Source organism: Frigoribacterium sp. 9N (assembly GCF_902506305.1).
GTDB lineage: Bacteria > Actinomycetota > Actinomycetes > Actinomycetales > Microbacteriaceae > Frigoribacterium.
In genome coordinates this window covers 1,161,710-1,183,811 of record NZ_LR733392.1, presented here as the reverse complement: position 1 = coordinate 1,183,811, position 22,102 = coordinate 1,161,710, and the positions used below count along the sequence as shown (strand labels likewise).

General features: G+C 72.6%; 21 protein-coding genes. 13 read left to right on the top strand and 8 right to left on the bottom strand.

The window, feature by feature from the left end; all coding sequences use genetic code 11:
• Window positions 1–91: 91 nt before the first annotated feature.
• From ARTHRO9V_RS08570 to ARTHRO9V_RS08525, 10 genes are all read left to right on the top strand, one after another.
• Entirely contained in the window at window positions 92–742 is a 651-nt protein-coding gene (locus ARTHRO9V_RS08570) for an ABC transporter permease (RefSeq protein ID WP_233568317.1), read from the top strand.
• A complete protein-coding gene (locus tag ARTHRO9V_RS08565) occupies window positions 729–1,991 on the top strand; it encodes an ABC transporter ATP-binding protein (RefSeq protein WP_159826631.1) in 1,263 nt (420 codons plus the stop codon). The genes ARTHRO9V_RS08570 and ARTHRO9V_RS08565 overlap by 14 nt, the downstream gene beginning before the upstream one ends.
• Entirely contained in the window at window positions 1,988–2,776 is a 789-nt protein-coding gene (locus tag ARTHRO9V_RS08560) for an ABC transporter permease (RefSeq protein WP_159826629.1), read from the top strand. Before ARTHRO9V_RS08565 ends, ARTHRO9V_RS08560 begins: the two co-directional genes overlap by 4 nt.
• Window positions 2,773–3,786 carry a glycine betaine ABC transporter substrate-binding protein gene (locus ARTHRO9V_RS08555; protein ID WP_123570057.1) on the top strand — a complete coding sequence of 338 codons (1,014 nt, stop codon included), beginning with the start codon at window positions 2,773–2,775 and terminating at the stop codon, window positions 3,784–3,786. Before ARTHRO9V_RS08560 ends, ARTHRO9V_RS08555 begins: the two co-directional genes overlap by 4 nt.
• 695 nt (window positions 3,787–4,481) lie before the next feature.
• Window positions 4,482–6,053, top strand: coding sequence for a sugar transferase (locus ARTHRO9V_RS08550; RefSeq protein ID WP_056045139.1), 1,572 nt, complete (start codon window positions 4,482–4,484; stop codon window positions 6,051–6,053).
• Window positions 6,054–6,130: 77 nt separating this feature from the next.
• A complete protein-coding gene (locus tag ARTHRO9V_RS08545) occupies window positions 6,131–7,393 on the top strand; it encodes a glycosyltransferase family 4 protein (RefSeq protein ID WP_056045142.1) in 1,263 nt (420 codons plus the stop codon).
• Window positions 7,390–8,187 (top strand): CDP-alcohol phosphatidyltransferase family protein, encoded by a 798-nt coding sequence (locus ARTHRO9V_RS08540; protein WP_233568318.1) that lies wholly within the window; start codon window positions 7,390–7,392, stop codon window positions 8,185–8,187. Before ARTHRO9V_RS08545 ends, ARTHRO9V_RS08540 begins: the two co-directional genes overlap by 4 nt.
• Window positions 8,184–9,632, top strand: coding sequence for a hypothetical protein (locus ARTHRO9V_RS08535; RefSeq protein WP_159826627.1), 1,449 nt, complete (start codon window positions 8,184–8,186; stop codon window positions 9,630–9,632). The genes ARTHRO9V_RS08540 and ARTHRO9V_RS08535 overlap by 4 nt, the downstream gene beginning before the upstream one ends.
• A gap of 146 nt (window positions 9,633–9,778) precedes the next feature.
• Complete coding sequence (locus tag ARTHRO9V_RS08530; RefSeq protein ID WP_056047412.1) at window positions 9,779–10,219, top strand: adenylyltransferase/cytidyltransferase family protein; 441 nt, start codon at window positions 9,779–9,781, stop codon at window positions 10,217–10,219.
• 91 nt (window positions 10,220–10,310) lie between these two features.
• The gene (locus ARTHRO9V_RS08525; protein ID WP_159826625.1) at window positions 10,311–10,874 is read left to right on the top strand and encodes a hypothetical protein; all 564 of its coding nucleotides are present in this window, start codon (window positions 10,311–10,313) and stop codon (window positions 10,872–10,874) included.
• Here the strand turns inward: ARTHRO9V_RS08525 and ARTHRO9V_RS08520 are convergent.
• The 4 genes from ARTHRO9V_RS08520 to ARTHRO9V_RS08505 form a co-directional block, all read right to left on the bottom strand.
• Window positions 10,823–11,077, bottom strand: a complete 255-nt coding sequence (locus ARTHRO9V_RS08520; protein WP_056045153.1) for a hypothetical protein — start codon at window positions 11,075–11,077, stop codon at window positions 10,823–10,825. The two genes, ARTHRO9V_RS08525 and ARTHRO9V_RS08520, sit on opposite strands and share 52 nt — an antisense overlap.
• Window positions 11,078–11,095: 18 nt before the next feature.
• Complete coding sequence (locus ARTHRO9V_RS08515; RefSeq protein ID WP_159826624.1) at window positions 11,096–12,952, bottom strand: DEAD/DEAH box helicase; 1,857 nt, start codon at window positions 12,950–12,952, stop codon at window positions 11,096–11,098.
• Window positions 12,953–12,963: 11 nt separating this feature from the next.
• Complete coding sequence (gene dinB, locus ARTHRO9V_RS08510) at window positions 12,964–14,247, bottom strand: DNA polymerase IV (RefSeq protein WP_159826622.1); 1,284 nt, start codon at window positions 14,245–14,247, stop codon at window positions 12,964–12,966.
• Between the two features lie 78 nt (window positions 14,248–14,325).
• On the bottom strand, window positions 14,326–15,528 hold the full coding sequence (locus ARTHRO9V_RS08505) for an acyl-CoA dehydrogenase family protein (protein ID WP_236556974.1): 1,203 nt from the start codon (window positions 15,526–15,528) through the stop codon (window positions 14,326–14,328).
• 22 nt (window positions 15,529–15,550) lie between these two features.
• On the opposite strand from ARTHRO9V_RS08505, the gene ARTHRO9V_RS08500 reads away from it, so the two are divergent.
• Window positions 15,551–16,339, top strand: coding sequence for an SGNH/GDSL hydrolase family protein (locus ARTHRO9V_RS08500; RefSeq protein ID WP_056045163.1), 789 nt, complete (start codon window positions 15,551–15,553; stop codon window positions 16,337–16,339).
• Window positions 16,340–16,347: 8 nt separating this feature from the next.
• Here ARTHRO9V_RS08500 and ARTHRO9V_RS08495 read toward each other — a convergent pair whose 3' ends face one another.
• Together ARTHRO9V_RS08495 and ARTHRO9V_RS08490 are read right to left on the bottom strand one after the other, a co-directional pair.
• Window positions 16,348–17,580, bottom strand: a complete 1,233-nt coding sequence (locus tag ARTHRO9V_RS08495) for a D-alanyl-D-alanine carboxypeptidase family protein (protein ID WP_158612832.1) — start codon at window positions 17,578–17,580, stop codon at window positions 16,348–16,350.
• An 8-nt stretch (window positions 17,581–17,588) separates the two neighbouring features.
• Window positions 17,589–18,416, bottom strand: coding sequence for an RNA methyltransferase (locus ARTHRO9V_RS08490; protein WP_159826618.1), 828 nt, complete (start codon window positions 18,414–18,416; stop codon window positions 17,589–17,591).
• Window positions 18,417–18,519: 103 nt separating this feature from the next.
• Here ARTHRO9V_RS08490 and ARTHRO9V_RS08485 point away from each other — a divergent pair, with 103 nt between their 5' ends.
• Together ARTHRO9V_RS08485 and ARTHRO9V_RS08480 are read left to right on the top strand one after the other, a co-directional pair.
• Window positions 18,520–19,362, top strand: a complete 843-nt coding sequence (locus ARTHRO9V_RS08485) for an NAD-dependent protein deacetylase (protein ID WP_056045171.1) — start codon at window positions 18,520–18,522, stop codon at window positions 19,360–19,362.
• A gap of 28 nt (window positions 19,363–19,390) precedes the next feature.
• A complete protein-coding gene (locus ARTHRO9V_RS08480) occupies window positions 19,391–20,038 on the top strand; it encodes a histidine phosphatase family protein (protein ID WP_159826616.1) in 648 nt (215 codons plus the stop codon).
• Between the two features lie 48 nt (window positions 20,039–20,086).
• Here the strand turns inward: ARTHRO9V_RS08480 and ARTHRO9V_RS08475 are convergent, their stop codons facing one another.
• Window positions 20,087–21,175 carry a glycosyltransferase family 1 protein gene (locus ARTHRO9V_RS08475; RefSeq protein WP_159826614.1) on the bottom strand — a complete coding sequence of 363 codons (1,089 nt, stop codon included), beginning with the start codon at window positions 21,173–21,175 and terminating at the stop codon, window positions 20,087–20,089.
• Window positions 21,172–22,077 carry an alpha/beta fold hydrolase gene (locus ARTHRO9V_RS08470; RefSeq protein ID WP_236556972.1) on the bottom strand — a complete coding sequence of 302 codons (906 nt, stop codon included), beginning with the start codon at window positions 22,075–22,077 and terminating at the stop codon, window positions 21,172–21,174. The genes ARTHRO9V_RS08475 and ARTHRO9V_RS08470 overlap by 4 nt, the downstream gene beginning before the upstream one ends.
• Window positions 22,078–22,102 lie beyond the last annotated feature (25 nt).

The window sequence follows — 22,102 nt, the reverse complement described above, 5'->3', positions numbered from 1 at the left end:
GCGTGGGGGCCGTGGTTAGTGTGGACGCCGGTCGCCTCTCGGGGAAGCGACGATTCGGACTGATGGTCGTTGCTCAGAGGAGATGGTCTGCTTGGCGTGGGATTTCGTGGTGGACCGGTGGAGCCAGATCTGGTTCGCCTCATGGCAGCACTTCTCCCTCGTGGTGCAGTGCCTCGTCCTGGCGGTCGTCGTCTCGGTCGGCCTCGCCGCCCTGGTGCACCGCAACCCGACGCTCTACGCGCTGGCCAACGGGGTGTCGGCCGTGGGGCTGACCCTTCCGTCGTTCGCGCTGGTCGGCCTGCTCATCCCCTTCGCGGGGTTCGGCGTGGCGCCGTCGGTCATCGTCGTCACGTTCTTCGCCGCACTGCCGATCCTGCGGAACGCCGTCGTCGGCCTGCACGAGGTCGACGGTTCGCTCGTCGAGTCGGCTCGCGGCATCGGCATGGGGCGCTTCCGGACCCTGGCGACCGTCCAGATGCCCCTCGCCTGGCCGATCATCCTCACCGGCGTGCGCGTCAGCGCGCAGATGGTTATGGGCATCGCCGCGGTCGCGGCGTACGCGCTCGGCCCGGGCCTCGGCGGCTTCATCTTCTCGGGCCTGTCCCGACTGGGCGGCGCGAACGCGCTCGCCTCCGTGGTCACGGGCGTGGTGGGCGTGGTCCTCCTCGCCCTCGTCCTCGACCTCCTCCTCGTCGGCCTCGGCCGCCTGACCATCTCGAGAGGCATCCGTGTCCAGAACTGACCCCACCCGCGCCTCCTCGTCCCCCTCGGACGAGGTCTCGGGCCGCAGCATCACCCTCGACCAGGTCACCAAGCGGTACCCCGGCCAGGCCGAGCCGGCCGTCGACGGCATCACGCTCGAGATCCCGGCCGGCAAGATCGTCATGCTCGTCGGACCGTCGGGGTGCGGCAAGACCACGACCCTCAAGATGATCAACCGGCTGATCGAGCCCACCGAGGGGCGGATCGTCCTGGACGGCGACGACGTCACCTCGATCGACGGCGACGAGTTGCGCCGCCGCATCGGCTACGTGATCCAGGCCGGTGGATTGTTCCCGCACATGACCGTCGGGGCGAACATCGCCATCGTCCCGAAGATGCTCGGTTGGTCGAAGGAGCGCATCGCCGCCCGCGTCGACGAGCTGCTCGAACTCGTGTCGCTCGATCCGGCCACGTACCGCGACCGTTACCCGCGTGAGCTCTCGGGTGGTCAGCAGCAGCGCGTCGGCGTCGCGCGGGCACTGGCGGCGGACCCGCCCGTGTTGCTGATGGACGAGCCCTTCGGTGCCGTCGACCCCATCACCCGCCAGCGCCTGCAGGACGAGCTGATCAACATCCAGCACGAGCTGCAGAAGACCATCGTCATCGTCACCCACGACTTCGACGAGGCCGTGAAGCTCGGCGACTGGATCGTCATCTTCTCCGAGGGCGCGCACATCGTGCAGTACGACACCCCGGAGCGCATCCTCGCCGAGCCGGCGAACGAGTTCGTCGAGAACTTCATCGGGTCGGGGGCCGGCCTCAAGCAGCTGACGCTGACGCGCGTCCGTGACGTCGACCTCGCCGAGGCCATCGTCGCCCGAGCGGGCGACTCGGCCGCCGACGTCCTCGCCCGGGTCGAGGCGGCCGGCCACGGCCACGCGGTCGTCGTCGACGACCGGGAGCGCCCCGTCTCGTGGCCCTCGCGCCGCCAGCTCGGCCGTCTCGACGTGCTGGGCTCGTCACCCGACGCCGACCTGCCGGTCATCGGCAGCGGCGCCACCCTCAACGACGCCCTGGACACGATGCTCGTCTCGAGTGCGGGTGCGGCCCTGGTCACCGGTCGACGCGACGCCTTCATCGGCGTCATCACGGTCGAGGTCGTCATGGAGGCCATCACGCGGGCGCGCGCGTCGGCCGCGGAGGCCCACCACGACGCTCCGGTGGGCACCAACACGGGCTCGTTCGACGTCGTGCCGGGAGCCCCCGTCGACGAGAAGGACGCGGCGTGACCGCCTCGGTCGCCCCGGCCTCGGTCGACGGACGCTCGTCCGGCCGGCAAGGGCCCCGCCCGGCGTGGCTCGGACTGCTCGTGCAACCCGTGGCCGTGTTCGCCGTGTTCGCGGCATTCGTCGTGTGGCTGACCACGGCCGACCTGACGACGGCCGAACGGACCACCCTCAACCCCTCCGACCTGCTGGCCTACACGGGCGAGCACCTGGCGTTGACCTTCGTCTCCGCGGCGATCGTCCTCGTCCTCGCCATCCCCCTCGGCGTGCTGCTCACCCGGCGGCCGTTCGTGCGCATCAGCGGTCCCGTCCTGCTCCTCGCGAACTTCGGCCAGGCCGCGCCGGCCATCGGACTCATCGTGCTGCTCGCGTTCTGGCTCGGCTTCACGTTCTGGGCTGCTGTCGTCGCCCTCGTGCTCTACGCGGCGCTTCCGGTGCTGCGCAACACCATGATCGGACTGCAGAGCGTCGACGCCCGCCTCGTCGAGGCCGGTCGGGGCATGGGGATGAGTGCGTCGTCCGTCCTGCTGAAGGTCGAGCTGCCGCTGGCCGTCCCCGTGATGCTCTCCGGCATCCGTACGGCCCTCGTGCTGCTCGTGGGGTCGGCGGCCCTCGCCACGTTCATCGGTGCCGGCGGCCTGGGGCTGCTGATCACCACCGGGGTCAACCTGTTCCTGCCGCGGGTCCTCGTCTCCGGGGCCCTGCTCATCGCCCTGCTCGCCCTCTTGATCGACTGGCTGGGCCGTGTGGTCGAGTACGTCGCCCGTCCGAAGGGACTCCGCGCATGACCGTCTCCCGCCTCCCCCGACGACTGCGTCGCGCCTCCTCGTCCCTCGCCGTGGTCGGCGCCGCGACGCTCGCTCTGACCGGGTGCGGCCTGCAGCCGGCGACGGCGTTCGTGCCCGCCGTGGCGCCCGGCTCGATCCGAGCCGTCGAGGGGTTGCCCGACGACGCGGCGATCACCGTGACGGCGAAGAACTTCACCGAGCAGTTGATCCTCGGGAAGATCGCCGTGCTCGCCGCGCAGGCCGCGGGCTTCGAGGTCACCGACATGACGAACGTGCCGGGGTCGGTGGCGGTGCGACAGCTGATGCTCGACGGGACGGCCGACATGACCTACGAGTACACCGGCACCGCCTGGCTGACCTACCTTGCCGAGGCGGAGGGCATCCCCGACCAGCAGGAGCAGTACGAGGCCGTCCGCGACGCGGACGCCGACAACGGCCTGACCTGGCTCGAGCCCGCGCCCCTCAACAACACCTACGCCATGGCGGTCCGGGCCGAGGCCGTTCCCGAGCTCGGCGACATCACGTCGCTCTCCCAGATCGCCGACCTGCCGGTCGAGCAGCGCACCTTCTGCGTCGAGGCCGAGTTCAACTCGAGGGCCGACGGGTTCGCCCCCATGCTCGCGGCGTACGGGCTCGAACTCGGCGCCGCCGACGGTGTGCCGACGAGCAACGTGAGCATCCTGGACACGGGCACGGTCTACACCGCGACCGACCGGGGCAGCTGCAACTTCGGCGAGGTCTTCACGACGGACGGCCGGATCGACTCGCTCGACCTCGCCGTGCTGGAGGACGACCAGGGCTTCTTCCCCGCCTACAACGCGGCACCCGTCCTCTCGACGGCCACCCTCGAGGAGTACCCGCAGCTGGCCGAGGTGTACGACGAGATCTCGCCGGCCCTCACGGACACCGAGATGCGACGACTCAACCTGGCGGTCGACGTCGAGGGCGAAGAGCCCGCCGACGTGGCCTTCGACTGGATGGTCGAGCAAGGATTCGTCACCCGTCCGTGACACGCGGACGAGGGTGATTGTGACGGGTGATGCGCCCCCCGGCCGAAGGGCCGGGGGGCACTGTCCGTCTGTACCCCACCTGCGCTGCAGACACCAGGGGCGACGAGAGATGAACGACACCTGTCGGGGTGATGAACGGCACGGACGGCGGCGTGTCGACCCTCGGTCCGGACGTCGTGTCACCGGCCTGAACAGGCCTTTTGCGTGTCTCACGCCGCGGGCCACCCTCCGCCTGGAACGGGACGCGCCGTGGCCGCGCTTTTCACGGCTTCTTGTCACCCCCGCACGGGTGACATCGCGGGGTCCGAGGGTCACCCGTTCGGGTGTCGGCAACAGGGGGGACACGATCGCCCCCGAACGGGGGGTCTTGTTAGACTCCTATGGCGGGTGCCCCCCGAACTAGAGTCACAGCATCCTCCTGGTCGACCCGAAATCGCCAGGAACCGAGAAACCCGACCCTCTCCACCGGGAGCATCTGCTCCCGTCACCGCACCGACCCGAATCGTGCGTCGAGCAGACCCGCTGCCCGGCGCGCCCGTCGCCGCCCGGCCGACGTCGCGCACCCTCGTGACGTCCGTGCTCCGGCGCGACGCCTGGGCGGTCGATCGAACCCGAACCTCGATCGACCGCCCGCCACCGCCCCCGTCGTCACCACCGACGTGGGCGCGCCGTCGCCTACCCGAACCCGAGACCCGATGTCCAGCACGCAGAGCGAACTCCGCTCACTCCTGGTCGGACCGTCGTCACCCCGACGGATCGATCCCCCGTTCGACCTGACCGAGTCGGACGGCCCCCTCGCGGCGCCCGCCGCGACGCACGACGCCGAGTCCGGCGCCGCCTGGGCTCGCCGCTACCGGCGCCGGCTCCGCCTCGTCGACACGGCCGTCCTGACCCTGAGCATCGTCGGTGCCGTCGTGGTGGACGCCGCGAGGGCCATCGCCGCCGGTCGGGGCTCGGACGCGTCCACCCTGATCGAGTCGGTGGGTTCTCCCGTGCTCCCCGTCGTCGTCGGGCTGGTCTGGACCTTCTGCCTCACGCTGCACCGCACCCGCGACCTCGCGGTCGTCGGCAGCGGCGTCGTCGAGTACAAGCGCCTCCTCACGGCGAGCGTCTGGGCCTTCGCCGTCGTGGCGATCGGGTTCGCCTCGGTCGGCCACATCGGCGGCGAGGGCTACTTCCTGGTGGCGCTGCCCGTCGGCGGTGCCGGCCTGGTCGTCGGCCGGTGGACCATGCGGCGCTGGCTCGAACGCCAGCGGGCCAAGGGCCACTACCTGTCGAGAGCCGTCATCGTGGGATCGCGCGACGACATCGCCGACGTCGTCCGTCGCATCGACAAGACGAGCGGTGCCGTGTACGACGTCGTCGGGGCGGCCGTCCCGGACGCCGACCCGAGGGGCATCGTGGTCGGAGGCCGCACCGTCCCCGTGGTGGCGGACCTCGACGGCGTTCCGCGTGCGGTCTGGCGCCTGGGCGCCGAGAGCGTGATCGTCGCCGGCGAACCGGGTCGTGGCCGGGAGTACCTGCGCGACCTCGGATGGTCGCTCGAAGGACGAGCGACGGAGCTCGTCATCGCCTCGCGACTGACGAACGTCGCCGGGCCCCGCATCCACTACCGCCCGGTCGAGGGTCTCCCCCTCATGCACGTCGAGCTGCCGCAGTTCGACGGCCCGCGACACGCCCTCAAGCGTCTGTCCGACCTCGCACTGGCGTCCGCCGCGCTCGTCGTCCTCGCGCCGGTGTTCGCCGTCGTCGCCCTCGCGGTGCGGCTCGACGGTCCCGGCCCGGTGCTGTTCCGTCAGCGCAGGGTCGGCCGTGACGGGCGCACCTTCGAGATGCTGAAGTTCCGCTCCATGGTCGTCGACGCCGAGAGCCGGCTCGCCGGCCTCGCGCAGGCGGACGAGGGAGCCGGCCTGCTCTTCAAGATGAAGTCCGACCCGCGGGTCACCCGCGTGGGTGCCGTCCTCCGTCGGTGGTCGCTCGACGAGCTGCCCCAACTGTGGAACATCGTCCGAGGCGACATGAGCGTCGTCGGGCCCCGGCCGCCCCTCCCTCGCGAGGTCGAGGGGTACGAGGACCACGTCCACCGACGCCTGTACATCAAGCCCGGACTCACGGGCATGTGGCAGGTGAACGGACGCAGCGACCTCAGCTGGGAGGAGAGCGTCCGCCTCGACCTCTACTACGTCGAGAACTGGTCGCTGACGGTCGACTTCGTCATCATGTGGCGCACCGTCCGGGTCCTCTTCGAGCACCGGGGAGCGTATTGACCCCCACCAGCAGCATCCGAGACCACCGCGGGCCGTTCACGGGCCCGGACCACGCTCACGACGACAGGGGAGAGAGCATGTCCGTCGACATCAGGCACTACCGGGACCGCGAGTCCGCACCGGCGACGACCGCCGCACCGATCCTGCGGGAGGACGCCCGGACGGGCGTCGACCTGCCCGAACTCCCCCGCCGCCGGAGGGGATCGCGGCGCAGCCGGGTGCTGCTGGTGCACTCGTCCGACGAGATGTACGGCTCGGACCGGATCGTCCTCGAGGTGGTCGGTGAGCTCGCCGCCCGCGACGACCTCGACGTGACGGTCTGGCTGCCCTCCGACGTCTCCGTCGGGCCCCTGGGGCCGAGGCTGCGCGAGCTCGGGGCGCGCGTCGAGCGCACGCCCCTCCCGATCCTGCGCCGGACCCGGCTCGGACCGCTCGGACTCGTCCGCCTGGCCCGCGACGCGGCGCGCACGGCGCTGAGACTGTCCGGGCGCCACTTCGACCTCGTCTACTGCGCCACGAGCGCCTGCCTGATCGTCGCGCCCGTCGCCCGGGCCATGGGCGTCCGCCGCGTCGTGGGGCACCTGCAGGAGCCCTGGAGCGACGGGGACCGTCGAGGTCTCCGTCCCCTGGCCCGCGCCTGCACCTCGTTGGTCGCCGTGTCTCGGTCGGTGCTCGACTCGTCCGGCCTCTCGGAGGACTCGCGCGCCGTCGTGGTCCACAACGGCGTGTCGGACCGCTCGATCGCCGTCACCGACCGTGCCGAGGGTCGCGCGCCCCAGTACGTGGTCGCGAGTCGCTGGAACGGCCACAAAGGCCACGCGACGCTCCTGACGGCCTGGAACGCGGCAGGCTGCCCCGGGCAGCTCGTCATCCTGGGCGGCCCGCCGGCCGTCGGCTCCTCCGTCGACGTGCCCGGTCTGGTCGCGGCGATCGTCTCGCGACCCGAGACGGTCACCGTCGTGGGAGAGGTCGACGACGCGTCGCCCTACCTCCGCGACGCCGACGCGGTCATCCTGCCGACCGACACCCTCGAGGGCTTCGGACTCGTCACGCTCGAGGCGTTCAGCCAGGGGCGTCCCGTCATCGCCAGCCGCTCCGGCGGCCCGGAAGAAGTCGTCGACGAGGGGCACACGGGCTGGCTCTTCGACCGTCGCGACGTCGACGGCCTGACCGAGATCCTGGCGTCGATGGACGTCTCCACCCTGGCCGTCGCCGGGCGCCACGCCCGCGAGGCCTACCTCCAGCGGTTCACACCGGAACGCATGCGTCGCCGGATCGGCGCGGTGGTCACCCGCGAGCTGCACACGGCCGACGTCGACTCCCTGGCGGTGGCCTCGTGACCGACGCCCCCGCGACCGCCGAGGCGACCTCGGCCCGACCCGCCGTGCCCCGCGCCGTGCGTCCCGCCCTCGCCGCGCTCGCGTCGGCCCAGAAGCCGTCCACGGGTGCGCCCGCCTATTCGCGCTTCGTCAACCGCCGACTCGGTCGATGGGCCGCCGCGGTGGCCTACACCGTGGGTGCCACTCCGAACCAGGTCACGGCACTCAGCGCCGCGTGCACCTTCGCCGGCATAGCGGTCCTCGCCTTCGCGCCGTCCGGCATCGGGACGGCCCTGGCCGTCGTCCTGCTGCTCGTCGTGGGTTACGCCCTCGACTCGGCCGACGGACAGGTCGCGCGCCTCCGGGGCGGCGGCAGCCCCGCGGGCGAGTGGCTCGACCACGTCATCGACGCGACCAAGATCGCGGTGCTGCACCTGGCGGTCTTCGCGTCGTGGCTCCGTGAACCGGAGGGTCGCGAAGCCCTGCTGGCCGCGCCGCTCGTCTACCAGGTCGTGGCGACGGTGGCGTTCTTCGCCATCGTGCTGACCGACCAGCTCCGCCGGGCGGAGGCGGCCCGGACCGGCGTCGCCGCGCCCGTCGGACGTCGCACGGGACTGCTCTACTCGCTGGCGGTCGTCCCGACGGACTACGGCCTGATGTGCCTCGCGTTCGTCCTGCTGGCCTGGCCGCCGGCGTTCACGGTGGTCTACCTGGCGCTCCTCGTCGCGAACGCCGGCTACCTCGTCCTCGCCCTGCCGAAGTGGTTCCGCGAGCTGAAGTCCCTGACTCCCCCGTCGATCGGTTCGAGGTCGTGAGCCACGAGGTCGCCCCGGCCCGTCGTGCCGTCGCGGGGGGTCTCGGTCGGGCCGTCTCGCGCCATGCCGCGCTCATCGGCGTGGCGGCGCTCCTCGGGGTGGCCGCGGGCGTCGGCGGGTCTCAGCTCGCTCCGGCCGGCTGGCGCGCCGAGGCGACGCTCCTCGTCCGGGTCGAGTCCCCGGGCTCGGGCCTCGCGGCCCGCGGGCAGTTCGCCCAGCAGCGCGTGGCGTCCTACGCCGAGCTCGGCACGAGCCCGGAAGTCCTCGGACCGGTCGCGGCCGACCTCGGCCTGCCCGTCGACGAGCTCGCCGAGCGGGTCTCGGTGGTCAACCCGGACGGCACCGCGGTCCTCCGCGTGCAGACGACGGCCGGAACGCCCGACGGGGCCGCCTCGCTCGCCGACGACGTCGCCGAGAGCCTCTCGGCGGTCGTGGATCGCGCCGAATCGGACGCCGGGACGGACGGTCAGACCGTCGCGCTCGACCTCACCTCCCCCGCGGCCGTCCCGACGACGCCCGACGAACCGGGCCTCGCGCTGACGGTCCTCTCGGGTCTCCTCGCCGGCCTGGCGGTCGGTCTCGCCGGCGCGCTCGTCCTGGCCCGTGCCCGGCCCACGGTCGACACGGTCGACGACGTGCGCCGCATCACGGGGCTGCCGGTCGTGGGACAGCTCCCGGGGGCCCTCCGGCAGGGCGACGACCCGGTGACCGGAGCCTCGTCCGCCCGGACCCGCACGGCCCTGCGCGAGGTCGTGCAGAACACGAGGGCCCTCCGGGGTGGCTCGCTGCCCGCCACGCTCCTGCTGGCCCGGACGGACTCGGTCCGCGAGGCGGTCGGCGTCGACGGCGGCCTCGCGCGCGCCGTCGTCGAGCTCGGCGCCACGTGCGCCCTGGTCCAGTCCGACTTCGACACCCGCACGCTGTCCCGTCCCTCGACGGTGCCCGTGGGCGCCGTGCCCGAGGAGGTCGAGGCCGATCGGCACGGCTACGACCGCGTGCCGGTGTCCGACGGGGTCGTCGCGTCGTCCCGTCACCTGGTCCGTTCGGGAACCCACGCCTTCTTCACCGCTCTGCGCGAGGACTACGACGTCTCCGTCGTCCAGGCCTCCAGCGACTCGCACCCGCTCGCGCTGCGCAGCGTGACCGACGAGGTGGACGGCGTGCTGCTGGTCGTCCGGTCCGGGGTCACGACGGTCGAGTCCCTCCGGAGCCTGAGCGCCGAGCTCGTCAGCCTGGACGTGCAACCCGTGGGCGTCGTGCTGACCGGGGTGCCCCCGTGGCGCCGGGTCCTGGTGCGTGCCACCTGGCTCGACGACGACGTCCGTCACCCCGTCGAGGAACCCGCGCCCTCGTTCAGCATCGCCGACCTCGTGGACCACGCGGGCGCCGCCCGCCCGCTGCAGGACCTCCCCCGCCTCCGACGCCGGCCCGGTGCCCTGTCGTGAGCACCTCCGAGCACCACCCCGACGAGAGGACCACACCCGTGGACGTCATCCCCACCCCCGCCACCGGCCTCGCCCTCGACCCCGTCGACGGCGGGAGCGGACGAGGAGGCGCGGGCCGGGTCGGCTACGCGGCCGGCGCCTTCGACCTGTTCCACATCGGTCACCTGAACCTGCTGCGGCACGCGTCCGCGCAGTGCGACCACCTCATCGCCGGCGTCGTGTCCGACGAGATGTTGCAGGTGACCAAGGGCATCTCGCCCGTCGTCCCGCTCGCCGAACGGCTCGAGATCGTCCGCCACATCGACGTCGTGGACGGCGTCCACGCCGAGACCGTGCCCGACAAGATGGACGTCTGGCGCGAGCTCCGCTTCGACGTCTTCTTCAAGGGCGACGACTGGCGGGGCACCGAGAAGGGCCTCCGGCTCGAGCGCGAGTTCGGGGCGGTCGGGGTCGAGGTCGTCTACTTCCCGTACACCATGAGCACGTCCAGCACGGTGCTCCGCAGGGCGCTCCGGGCACTGTCCGGAGCACCGGGCCAGGGCGGCGAGACGGTCGCCGTCGGCGACTCCGTGCGACTCCAAGGCTGATCGGTCCTCCCCAGCCTCGCATCGACCCTCGTCGATCGATGCGGCTGGGGAGAACCGTCCGGGAGCGGGGGCGGCCCGAGAGGCTCGACCCATGACACTCACCTCGGTCCTCGACACCACCCTCGACCGCCCTCCCGCCGACCCGGTCGCGGCCATCGCGTCCGATCCGGGACGCGTCCCCGATCCGCACGCCCCCGTCCACGACGTCGACGACCTCGTCCGGCACGTCGAGGCCATCGTCCCGTCGGCGGTGCGTCGCCAGCTCTGGACGTTGTTCTTCGACGACGACGACGTCCCCCTCCCCCTCATGGTGCCCCTGGAGGGCATCCCCGAGGTGCCCGACACCGCCGCGCTCGACCACTACGGCGATGCCCTGGCCGCCGTCGCCACCGAGTTCGGCGCCGCGACCGTGGCGTTCGTCCTCGAGAGGGTCGGCGCCGCGTCGGCCCATCCCTCGGACCGCCGGTGGGGTGACGGCCTCCGGGCGCTCGGACGAGGACGGGCCTTCGAGGTCAGACCGGTGCTGCTGTGCGGCGACGAGGGTGTCTCGACGCTCGGACCGAGCGGGGGCACCAGGGTGCGCCCGTCCCCGGACGGCGTCCCTCAGGCGTCCTCGAGGCCCGTCCGCCTGGTCGACATCGTCCGCCTGCCCTGACCCCGCTCGCGGTCGACGAGTCGCCACCAGGCGGTCTCGGCGAGCTCGGGGGACGTGTAGACGCCCAGGCGGGCCGGCTCGGCGTCGGTCGGGCTCCACCGGCTCAGTCGGTAGCCGCCGCCGAAGCGCTCGACGACCGCCTCGGGTGCCCCCTCGGGGTCGGCGCGCACGGTCCACCGGTCGGGGACGTTCTCGTCGAGCATCGGTCGATCGTACCCGGGTCAGGCGCGCTGGCCGAGGCGGCCGCGCAACACGTCGATGCGCTTCTGGATCTGTTCGGTGCTGGCCTGAGCGACGGACGGGCCCCCGCTGATGCGCCTGAGGTCCGCGTGGATCAGCCCGTGCGGTTCGTTCGAGTGCCGCGACCAGATCGACACGAGCCGGCTGAGCTCTTGCCGCTGCTCTTTGATGGTCTGGTAGAGGGGTCGGGCCTCAGCGACCGGAGCGGTCGTGGGCAACCCGGTCTTCGGAGCCCGTCGCGCCTGGGTGGCCTGCCGCTGCCGCAGCAGGTCGCGGACCTGGTCGGGCTCGAGCAGACCGGGGATGCCGATGAAGTCGAGTTCTTCGAGGCTGCCGATCTCGCCTCCGGTGCCGAACTCGCCGCCGTCGTAGAGCACCCGGTCGAACGAGGCCTGCGAGTCCAGGGCCTCGAACGGTTGCTGCTCGAGGAGGCTCGACGCCTTCTCGTCGCGGTTGGCCGCGGCCATCATGTCTTCTTCGGGGGCGAACAGGCCGTCGTCGGCGTCGGTGGGTCGGTCGAGCGCGTGGTCGCGCTGCAGTTCGAGCTGGTTGGCCAGGGCCATCAGGCTGGGCACGCTCGGCAGGAAGATCGACGCGGTCTCGCCCCGTCGGCGGGCTCGGACGAACCGTCCCACGACCTGGGCGAAGAAGAGCGGCGTCGACGCCGAGGTGGCGTACACGCCGACGGCGAGACGCGGGACGTCGACGCCCTCGGAGACCATCCGGACCGCGACCATCCAGCGGCTGTCGCCGTCGGAGAAGGCCTGGATGCGGTCGGAGGCGGCCTTCTCGTCGCTCAGGACGACGGTGGGGCGTTCACCCGTGAGCTTCTGCAACACGGCTGCGTACTGCCGAGCCGCGGTGTGGTCGGTGGCGATGACGAGACCCCCCGCGTCGGGCACGCCCCGGCGCACCTCGGTGAGGCGCTTGTCGGCCGCCGAGAGCACGGCCGGGATCCAGTCGCCCTGCGGCGACAGCGCCGTACGCCAGGCCTGGGCCGTGATGTCTTTCGTCACGGCTTCGCCGAGGGACGCGCTCATCTCGTCGCCCATCCGGGTGCGCCAGCGCATCTGGCCGGCGTACGCCATGAAGAGGACGGGTCGCACCACGCCGTCGGCGAGGGCGCGGCCGTAGCCGTACGAGTAGTCGGCCCTCGAGGTGCGGATGCCGTGCTCGTCCGGGGCGTACTGCACGAACGGGATCGGCGCCGTGTCGGACCGGAACGGGGTGCCCGTCAGCGAGAGACGACGGGTGGCACCGGTGTAGGCCTCGCGGATGCCGTCGCCCCAACTGAGCGCGTCGCCGCCGTGGTGCACCTCGTCGAGGATCACGAGGGTGCGACCGGCCGTCGTGATGGCCTTGTGCACCTCGGGTTTCATGCCGACCTGGGCGTAGGTGACGGCGATGCCGTGGTAGTGCCGTCCGAAGGTGCCGTCGGCGTTCTTGAACATCGGATCGAGGCGGAGGTTGACCCGGTCGGCGGCGTCGGCCCACTGGCGCTTCAGGTGCTCGGTGGGGGCGACGACCACGACGCGGTCGACCTCGCCGCGGGACAGGAGTTCGGTGGCGAGGCGGAGGGCGAACGTCGTCTTGCCGGCGCCCGGTGTGGCCGCCGCGAGGAAGTCCCTCGGCATCGTCGAGAAGTAGAGCTCGAGGGCGTCGGCCTGCCACGCGCGCAACTTGCTGGCGGTGCCCCAGGCGGCCCGCTCGGGGAACGCGGGCGAGAGGTGTTCGGCGGCCGAGTTGCCTGCCGAGACGCCGACGTCGAGAGGGTCGGACGAGAGGCCGTCGAGGTGCTGCTCACCCCCGGCGGGGTCGGATGCGTTGGCGGTGCTCACTCGAACCGAGTTTACCCTCGACCGGCGTCGTCGACGGACGCGGCACCCGCATCTCGACCGGAGGTGCCGGGTCGACGCCGCGAGGTGCCGAGCAGCGAGGCCGGCGTCAGCATGGCCGAGCCGAACTTGGCCCGGAGGGCGTCCATGGTCGACTCCGCCTCGCGCCAGTCGGCGTCGTCGTCCCACAGGCCGAGCGAGTCACCGCCCGTCCCCTCGCTGAGCTGCTCGACGCGCACGCCGACGAGCCGGATTCGTTCGTGCTGCTTGCCCGTGGTCTCGTAGAGGGACACGACCTCGTCGTAGATTCGTCGCCCGAGGTCGGTCGGGTCGGCGAGCGTCCGGGACCGCGTGATCGTCACGAAGTCGGTCGTCCGCAACTTGAGCACGACCGTGCGACCGCTCACGCCTGCGGCCCGCAGACGGGTGCCGACCTTGTCGCTCAGGCGGAGGAGTTCACGTCGGACGACGACGGGGTCGACGACGTCGGTGCCGAACGTGTTCTCGTTGCCGACGCTCTTCTCGGCCGTCTCGGTGTGGACGCTGCGGGGATCGCGACCCCACGCCAGGTCGTGCAGCTTCGCGCCCGCGGCCGGCCCGACCGCATGGACGAGCATGTCGAGAGGGGCCGAGGCGACGTCGCCGACCGTTCGGAGGCCGCGGTCGAGCAGCACCTGTTCGGTCTTGCCGCCCACGCCCCAGAGCGCGCTGATCGGCCGCGGGTGCAAGAAGGCCAGGGTGTGGCGGTGCGGTACGAGCAGGAGCCCGTCGGGCTTGGCGACGCTCGACGCGAGCTTGGCGACGAACTTGGTCGACGCGGCCCCGATGCTGCAGTGCAGCCCGGTCTCGGCGTGGACCCGACGACGCAGTGCCGTGGCGATCTCGAACGGCGAACCCATCAGGCGGATCGACCCGCTGACGTCGAGGAACGCCTCGTCGATGCCGAGGCGCTCGACCAGGGGCGTGACGTCGTCGAACATCGACATGACTCGTGAGGACCAGTGCTGGTACTTCTCGAAGTGCGGTTCGAGCACGACGGCCTGCGGGCAGCGACGCAACGCGATCGCCATGGGCATCGCCGAGTTGACGCCGTACTTGCGGGCCTCGTAGGTGGCGGCCGTGACGACCGACCGGTCGGAGCGGTGCCCGATGACCACGGGTCGGCCCCGGAGCTCGGGGTGGTCGAGCAACTCGACGGACGCGAAGAAGGCGTCCATGTCGACGTGGAAGATCGGCGCGGTCGCGTCGTCGGTCGGCACCGTCGTGACGATCCGCCCGCTGCCGTCTTGTTTGCTCACCGGAGCATCCTCACACGCGCCACCGACATCGTCGTCGCCCGGGGCGCGGCCCCCGATGCGGCCGCGTGCGTCGACCCGTCAGGAACCCGGCCCGAGGAGCGCCGCCGCGATGGTCGCGTGCGCCGAGTCGGTGTTCGACGGGTGGAAGCGTCCGGCGAGGACGTCGCGTTGCAGGCGCCCGAGCTCGGACGACGCCCGGTACGAGGACCCCCCGGCCACCGTGACCGCCTGCTCGACCACCGCGCGGGCCGTCCCGGTGGCGCGCGTCTTGAGCCCGACGACGAGCCGCGGCCAGTCGGCCCCGTGGTCGACGAGTTCGTCGACGTCGCGGGCGACCCGGTCGACCTGTGGCTCGAGTCCGTCGACCGCCAGCCCGGCGTCGGCGACGCGCCAACGGACCACGGGGTCGAGCGCCCTGGCCGCTCCCCCGGCACGCCGCGAGGTCGTCCCGAGTGCCGACTCGACGGCGAGCTCGAGGGCCCGGCGGGCGATGCCCCGGTACACGGCGGCGACGGTCGTCTCGAAGACGGCGAAGACCGCGAAGACGAACGGGTCGGCGCTCGGGCCGACGGGCAGTCGACGGACGATGCGTGAGGCGGGCACCTCGACCCCGGTCAGCCGGGTCGTGTGGCTCTGCGTGGCGCGCATGCCGATGGTGTCCCAGTCCTCGAGCGAGGCGTGGCCCGGCTGCTCGCGGTGGACGAACCCGTGGACGAGGGCCGGCGCCTCCGGGTCGGAGTCGTCCCGTCCGAAGACGCCGAGGCGCGTCCAGACCGGCGAGAGCGACGTGGAGACCTTGGTGCCGGTGAACCGGTAGCCGCCGTCGCCCGTGGGTTCGGCCGAGGTCACCGAGTCGGACAGGACGAGGTCGTTGCCGGGCTCGCTCACCCCGAAGGCGAAGACCTCGTCGTGCGCGGCGTCCTCGAGGACGAGGTCGAGCGAGTCGTCGCCCCGGGCGTGCAGCACGGCCGCGCACCCGGTCCAGACCAGGTGCATGTTGACCGCCAGCGCCGTGGCCGGGGCCGCCGCCGCGAGGCGTGACTGCAGGGACGCGACCTGCTCGAGTCCGAGACCCGCGCCTCCTCGGTGCTCCGGGACGAACGCCCTCAGGTAGCCGCGCTCGCGCAGTTCGGCGAGGTCGTCGTGGGGGAACGTGTTCTCGCGGTCGTGGTCGGCGGCCCGCCCCCGGAAGCGCTCGAGCAGCTCGTCGGGCAGCAGCTCGCCGGGCGACCAGGAGGCACGGGTCGGGTCGGACGGAGGGGCGGGCTTCGGTGCGGGCACGCGTCGAGAGTAGTTTGGTGGCATGAGTCAGCAACACCCGTGGTCCCGTTACGTCGCCCTCGGCGACTCGTTCACCGAGGGGATCGGCGACCCCGAGGAGCGCTCCCCCGGGGGGCACCGGGGCTGGGCCGACCGCGTCGCCGAGGTGCTGGGCTCCTCGACCGAGGACTTCGCCTACGCCAACCTCGCCGTCCGGGGCCGCCTGCTGAAGCAGATCATCGACGAGCAGTCCGAGGCCGCGCTCGCCCTGCGGCCCGACCTCATCTCGGTCTCGGCCGGGGGCAACGACATCATCCGTCCCGGCACCGACCCCGACGAGGTCGCCGCGGGCTTCGAGGGACTGGTCGCACGACTGCGGTCCGACGGTGCCACGGTCGTGGTCTTCACCGGGCCCGACATCGGCCTCACCCCGGTCCTCGGTCGTCTCCGCGGAAAGGTCGCGATCTACAACGAGCACGTCCACGCCATCGCGCTGCGACACGACGCGGTGGTCGCGGACATGTGGGCGTTGCGTCAGCTCGTCGACCCACGGATGTGGGCGCCCGACCGGTTGCACTTCAGTCCCCTCGGCCACCACACGATCGCGCGGATGGTCCTGCAGGCCCTCGCGGTCGAGAACGACCTCGCGCCCTACGAGCCCGAGCCGCTCGAGCGTCGCCCCTGGCGCAACGCACGGGCCGACGACATGGGCTGGGCCCGCGAGTACCTCGTGCCCTGGGTGGTACGGCGCATCCGGCACCAGTCGTCGGGCGACCTGGTCCGGGCCAAGCGACCGGACGCCGTCACCGTGGTCCACCGCACCGACGACTGACGCTCGGGTCAGAACACCTCGTCGGGATGCGTCAAGCGCCACCAGGCGCCCGGCTCGCCGATGCCCGCGTCGAGTTCGAGGGGCACGACGTGCCGTTCTCCGTCGACGGTGAAGGTGACGTCGCCCACGCGCGTCCCGACCGGGGCCGCGCCCACGTCGTCGGTCTCGACCGACGCCTGCACGGTCTCGTCGCCCCAGACGAGGACGGTGGCGTCCTCCGCGGCCACCGCTCGGGCCTCGTCGCCCCAGGGCAGTTCGTAGTCGGCGAAGGCGTCGCCGCGGCTGGTCAGCGTGATGGTCCGGAAGCCCTCCGCGACGCTCGCGAGCAGGGCCTGCACGTCGCGGTCCAGCTGGTCGTGGTCGACGCCGCCGAGCATGGCGCCCACGACCGTGACCCGTCGCCCGCCGATCGTGTAGTCCGCCGCGAACAGCAGGCAGGCGCCGGCCTCGTCGAGCGTCCCCGTCTTGATGCCGACGACGCCGTCCAGCCCGAGCAGTTCGTTGCTGTTGCTGATCTCGCCGATGCCGGGCACGGACGTCGTCGCCGTGCCGACCGTGCGGGCGACGTCGGGGTCGGCCAGGGCCAGTCGGCCGAGTGCGATCAGGTCGGTCGAGGTGCTCGTGTTCTGCGGCGACAACCCGGTGGGTTCGACGAGCGTGGTCGACGAGAGGCCGTGGCCGTCGAGCCAGGACCGCGCCGCGTCGACGAAGGCCTGGTCGCTGCCGAACGCCCACCGGGCCAGCACCTCGGCGTAGTTGTTGGCGGACTCGATCAGCATGACCTCGAGCACCTGCCGCTCGGTGAGGACCTGCCCGGCCGCCATCGGTGCCACCTTGCCGTTCCGTGCGCGGTACGCGTCGACCAGGGCCGCCTCGGCCGGGCCGAAGGTGAGGGACGGGCCGTCACCGCCGTCGAGGGGTTTCTCGTCGAGGACGACGAGGGCCGTGACCACCTTGCTGATGCTCGCGATCGGACGGGGTCGTTCGTCGCCGCTCGTCGTCAGGCTGTCGTCCCAGCCGATCGCCTCGACCGCCGTCGCGCCGTAGGCGGGGAAGGTCAGGTCGGGAGCCTCCTCGGCCGGTGCGGCGTACGAGGCGACGTCCGCCGCGGCGGGCGCCAGCGGGCTGAGCAGTGCCAGGGGGACGTAGCCGCCGACCGCGACGACCAGGGCGAGCAGCGCGACCACGCCCACGCGCCTCCGGACCACGCCGGGTCGACGACGCCCGTCGACTCCGGTCACGCGACCGGTCACGCGACCGCCGCCGACCCGTCCGCCGGCAGACGCAGGGCCCAGAGGGCCACGGCCGAGGCGGCGGCCACGTTGAGGCTGTCGACGCCGTGCAGCATCGGGATGGTCACCACCGTGTCGGCGGCCCGCAGGGCGGCCCGGCTGAGCCCGTCGCCCTCGGTGCCGAGCAGCAGGGCGACGCGGTCCGAAGGCGCGGCCGCGTAGGCGTCGAGGGTCACCGCGTCGTCGCTCAGCGCCAGGGCGGCCACCTCGAACCCCGCCTCGCGGAGCAGCCCGGCACCGGCCGGCCACTCGGGGAGGCGCGTCCACGGGACCTGCAGCACGGTGCCCATGCTGACGCGGACGCTCCGCCGATAGAGCGGGTCGGCGCAGCGCGGGGTGATCAGGACGGCGTCCGCCCCCAGGCCGGCGACGGCCCGGAAGATCGCGCCCACGTTCGTGTGGTCGACGATGTCCTCGAGCACGACGACGCGCCGAGCGCCCTCGAGCACCGACACGACCGTGGGCAGCTCGGGACGGTGCATGGCGGCGAGGGCCCCGCGGTGCAGGTGGTAGCCGGTCAGCGTCTCGAGCAGGGCCGCGTCGCCGACGAAGATCTCGCCCTCGTGGTCGGCCACGAGGGGTTCGATGTCGGGCAACCACCGGTCGGTCATCAACACCGACCGGGGCACGTGGCCCGCCCGCAGCGCCCGCTCGATGACCTTGGTCGACTCGGCGATGTAGAGGCCGCCCTCCGGCTCGGACACGCGCCGCAGCGCGACGTCGGTGAGCCGGTTGTAGTCGGCGAGTGCCTCGTGGTCGAGGTCGGTGATGCGGGTGACGTGCACGGTGCTCCACGGGGGACGGCCCCGGCGGACGGGCGACCGCTGGAATCGAATCGGAGGGGGACGCGTTTAGGCTAGCGTCACCGCACCCGAAGGAGCCCCACCCGTGTCGAACGCCCCCGCGGCCCCCACCGACGAGCAGGCCCTCGAGGCCGCGGTCGAGGCCCTCCGCGGGCGCCGCGTGGCCGTGCTCACCGGGGCGGGGGTCAGCACCGACTCGGGCATCCCCGACTACCGGGGCGAGGGCGCTCCGCCCCGCAACCCCATGACCTTCCAGCAGTTCCTCTCGAGCGAGAGCTACCGCAAGCGCTACTGGGCCGGCAGCCACCTCGGCTGGAAGTCCTTCCGTGCCGCCGGGCCCAACGAGGGGCACCGGGCGCTGGCCCGGCTCGAGGCCGCCGGCGTCACGAACGGCGTCATCACCCAGAACGTCGACAACCTGCACGTCCGCGCCGGGTCGCGCCGGGTCGTCGACCTGCACGGCACCGTCGACCGCGTCGTCTGCCTCACCTGCGGGCAGGCGTTCGCCCGCGACATGGTGGCGGCCCGCCTCGCCGCCGAGAACCCCTGGATCGACGAGCCCGACCAGGTGCGGCTCGCCCCGGACGGCGACGTCGAGGTGCACGACATCGACGCGTTCGTCGTGCCGACCTGCACGGTGTGCGGCGGCCTGCTCAAACCCGACGTCGTGTTCTTCGGCGAGTTCGTGCCCACCGAGCGGTTCGCCGAGGCGCGCTCGATGGTCGTCGGCGCCGAGGCGCTGCTCGTCGCCGGCTCCTCGCTCGTCGTCAACAGCGGCATCCGCCTGCTCGACCAGGCGACGCGCCGGAAGCTGCCCGTGGTCGTCCTGAACCGCGGCGTCACCAAGGGCGACTCGCGGGCCACGGTTAAGCTGGACGCCGGCACGTCGGAGACCCTGGCGGCCCTGGCCGAGCACCTGGGCGCCTGACCCCCGGGCCGTGCCCACCGGAGGAACGATGACGCTCTTGTACCTGGTCCGCCACGGCGAGACCGACTGGAACCGCGCCCGACGCATCCAGGGCTCCACCGACATCCCCCTGAACGACCTCGGTCGGTCGCAGGCCCGAGAGACCGGCGACCTGCTCGCCCGGCGTCGGTTCGACGCCGTCGTCGCCAGCCCTCTGTCGCGCGCGGCCGAGACCGGGTCCATCATCGCCGAGCGCCTGGGCCTGGGCGCGCCCGAGCTCGTCCCCGAGGTCGCCGAGCGTCGCTACGGCGACGCCGAGGGGCTGACCGGCGAGCAGGTCGAGGCACGGTTCCCCCACGGCACCCCGGTGCCCGGTCGTGAGAGCCGCGGGGCCCTCGTCGCACGGGTGCTGCCCGCCCTCGCCGCGATCGCGGCACGGCACGGCGACGGCTCGTCCGTGGTCGTCGCGACGCACGGCGCGGTCATCCGGGCGGTCGTGAACCACGTCTCCCCCGACACCGACGCGCACCTGGGAGTGCCCATCCGCAACGGGTCCGTCCACTCGTTCGAGTTCACGGGCGACGCCCTGACGCTGCGGGAGTTCGACGACCCGATCGAGGTCGAGTCCGAACGTGCCGGCACCTACTCGTTCGAGTACCAGAACCCGCTCGAGCGCGATGCGGCCGAACCGGCCTGAGCCGCCGGCCCCGGCCGCCGACGGGTCAGCGTCCCGGGCGCCGGTGGGTCAGCGTCCCGGGCGACGACGCCGGTGGCCGCCCGCTGCGGCGACGTCGGCCAGCAGGCGCAGCAGCACGTCGGCCGAGTCACGCCAGCTGAACCGGGCGGCCTGCTCGACCGACGCGGCCGAGCGCGCCTCCCACTCGCCCTCGAGTCGTCGGACGGCGGCGGCGATCGACGCGGGCGACGACGGGTCGAAGTAGAGCGCCGCGTCTCCGCCGATCTCGCGGAAGATCGGGATGTCGCTGACCACGGCCGGCGTGCCGAGGGCCATGCCCTCGACGAGCGGGATGCCGAAGCCCTCGGCACGCGAGGCCGTCACGACGGCCGTCGCCCCGAGCAGGGTCTCGCGGTACTCGTCGTCGCTCGCCCCGTCGTGGAAGACCAACGACCCGACGGGTGCCAGGGCCGTCAAGGAGGCGCGCTCGGCCCCGGACACCCGGCTCATCAGGTGCAGTCGGTACCCGTCGAGCAACGGCAGTGCCCTGGCCAGCGCGGCCACGTTCTTGTACGGCATGAACGACCCCATGTAGACGAGGTCGCGGCTCACCGGCGCGGTGCGGGGATCGACGGGGTCGACCGGGTCGGCCGCGTTGTACACCACCGTCACGGGACGCCGGGTCAGACGGTGGCGACGCATCTCGTCCCGCGTCGTGCGGCTCACGGTGACGACGGCGTCGGCCCGGTTCAGGAGCACCCGCTGCGGCCACCAGGCCAGGTGGTACAGCCGCCAGAGCAGCTTGATCGGCCAGGCGAACTCGGGTGGCGGCGTGCGGTTCGTGTAGTAGATCAGGTCGTGCAGGGTCAGGACGAGCGGGTACCGGCGTCCGGCGGAACCCATGGTCTGCATGGGCGACCAGACGACGTCGGGGCGCAGCGTGTTCACCTGCCGGGCCACGAGCGGCTCGAGGACGCTCGTGGGCGCGCTGACGAGCAGGTGGGGTGCGTCGGGCAACGCGTGGAGCTGGCGGGGGTCGCTGACCAACATCGTCACCTCGTGGCGCTCGGCCAGCGCCGACACCACGCCGGCGCTGAAGCGGCTGATGCCGTCGTGGCGTCCGACGCGGACGTAGCGGCAGTCGACGACGATCCTCATCGGACGAAGGCCTCGATCGCGGCGGCGGCCTGGCGCGGCTTCTCGTAGTGGATCAGGTGGCCCACGCCCTCGATCACGTCGAGCGTGGCGTCGGGGAAGAGCGCCTGCAGTCGGTGCTGGGCGGGCAGGGCGGTGATGTCGTCGCGGTCGGCGGCGACGAGCAGGGTGGGGACGGTGACGCGGGCGGCGTACGTGCTCACGTCGCTCGAGACCGATGCGCGGAACGCGTCGAGCACCACGCGACGGTCCGAGAACCGCGAGAAGAAGCTGTCGTGCTGGTCGTGGATCCACCGGCGCAGGGCCCGGTCGTGGGTCTTGACCATGGCGAGGCTGGTGAACCTCGTCACGGCCGCGTTCTGCAGCACCTGCCGACCGGCACGTTCGGGCAGGGCCGCGCCGGCCCAGTAGTAGAAGACGGCCAGACGCGTGACCACGCCGCGCGGGCCCTGCAGGGCGGGGGCGGCGATCGGGTTGACCAGGATCAACCGGGAGGCGCGGAGCCCGTCGGCCACCGCGGCCGCCGTGACGATCGAGCCGAACGAGTGCCCCAGCACCACGACGTCGTCACCGAGCGAGAGGGTCGCCACGAACGCGGTCAGCCAGCGCGCGTACGCCGCGACGCTGTGCTCGCCGTCGAGCGGGGTCGACTCGCCGAAGCCCGGCAGGTCGGGCATGACCACCCTCGCGTGGTCGAGGTGCGCCACGACCGGTTCGAGACCGTGGTGGTCGCCCCGGAAGCCGTGCACCGCGACGACGGTGACCCGCGCCTCCTGCCCCTCGGGCGGCTCGTACGTCCAGTAGCGGGTGAGGCTGCCGGCGACCTCGACGGCGTCGTCGCGCACCGGTCGGGCGTCGAGGCGGGCACGGTAGGGCGACTTCACGCGCGGGGGTCGGACGATCACGAGCCCGAGTCTACGAGCGACGCGC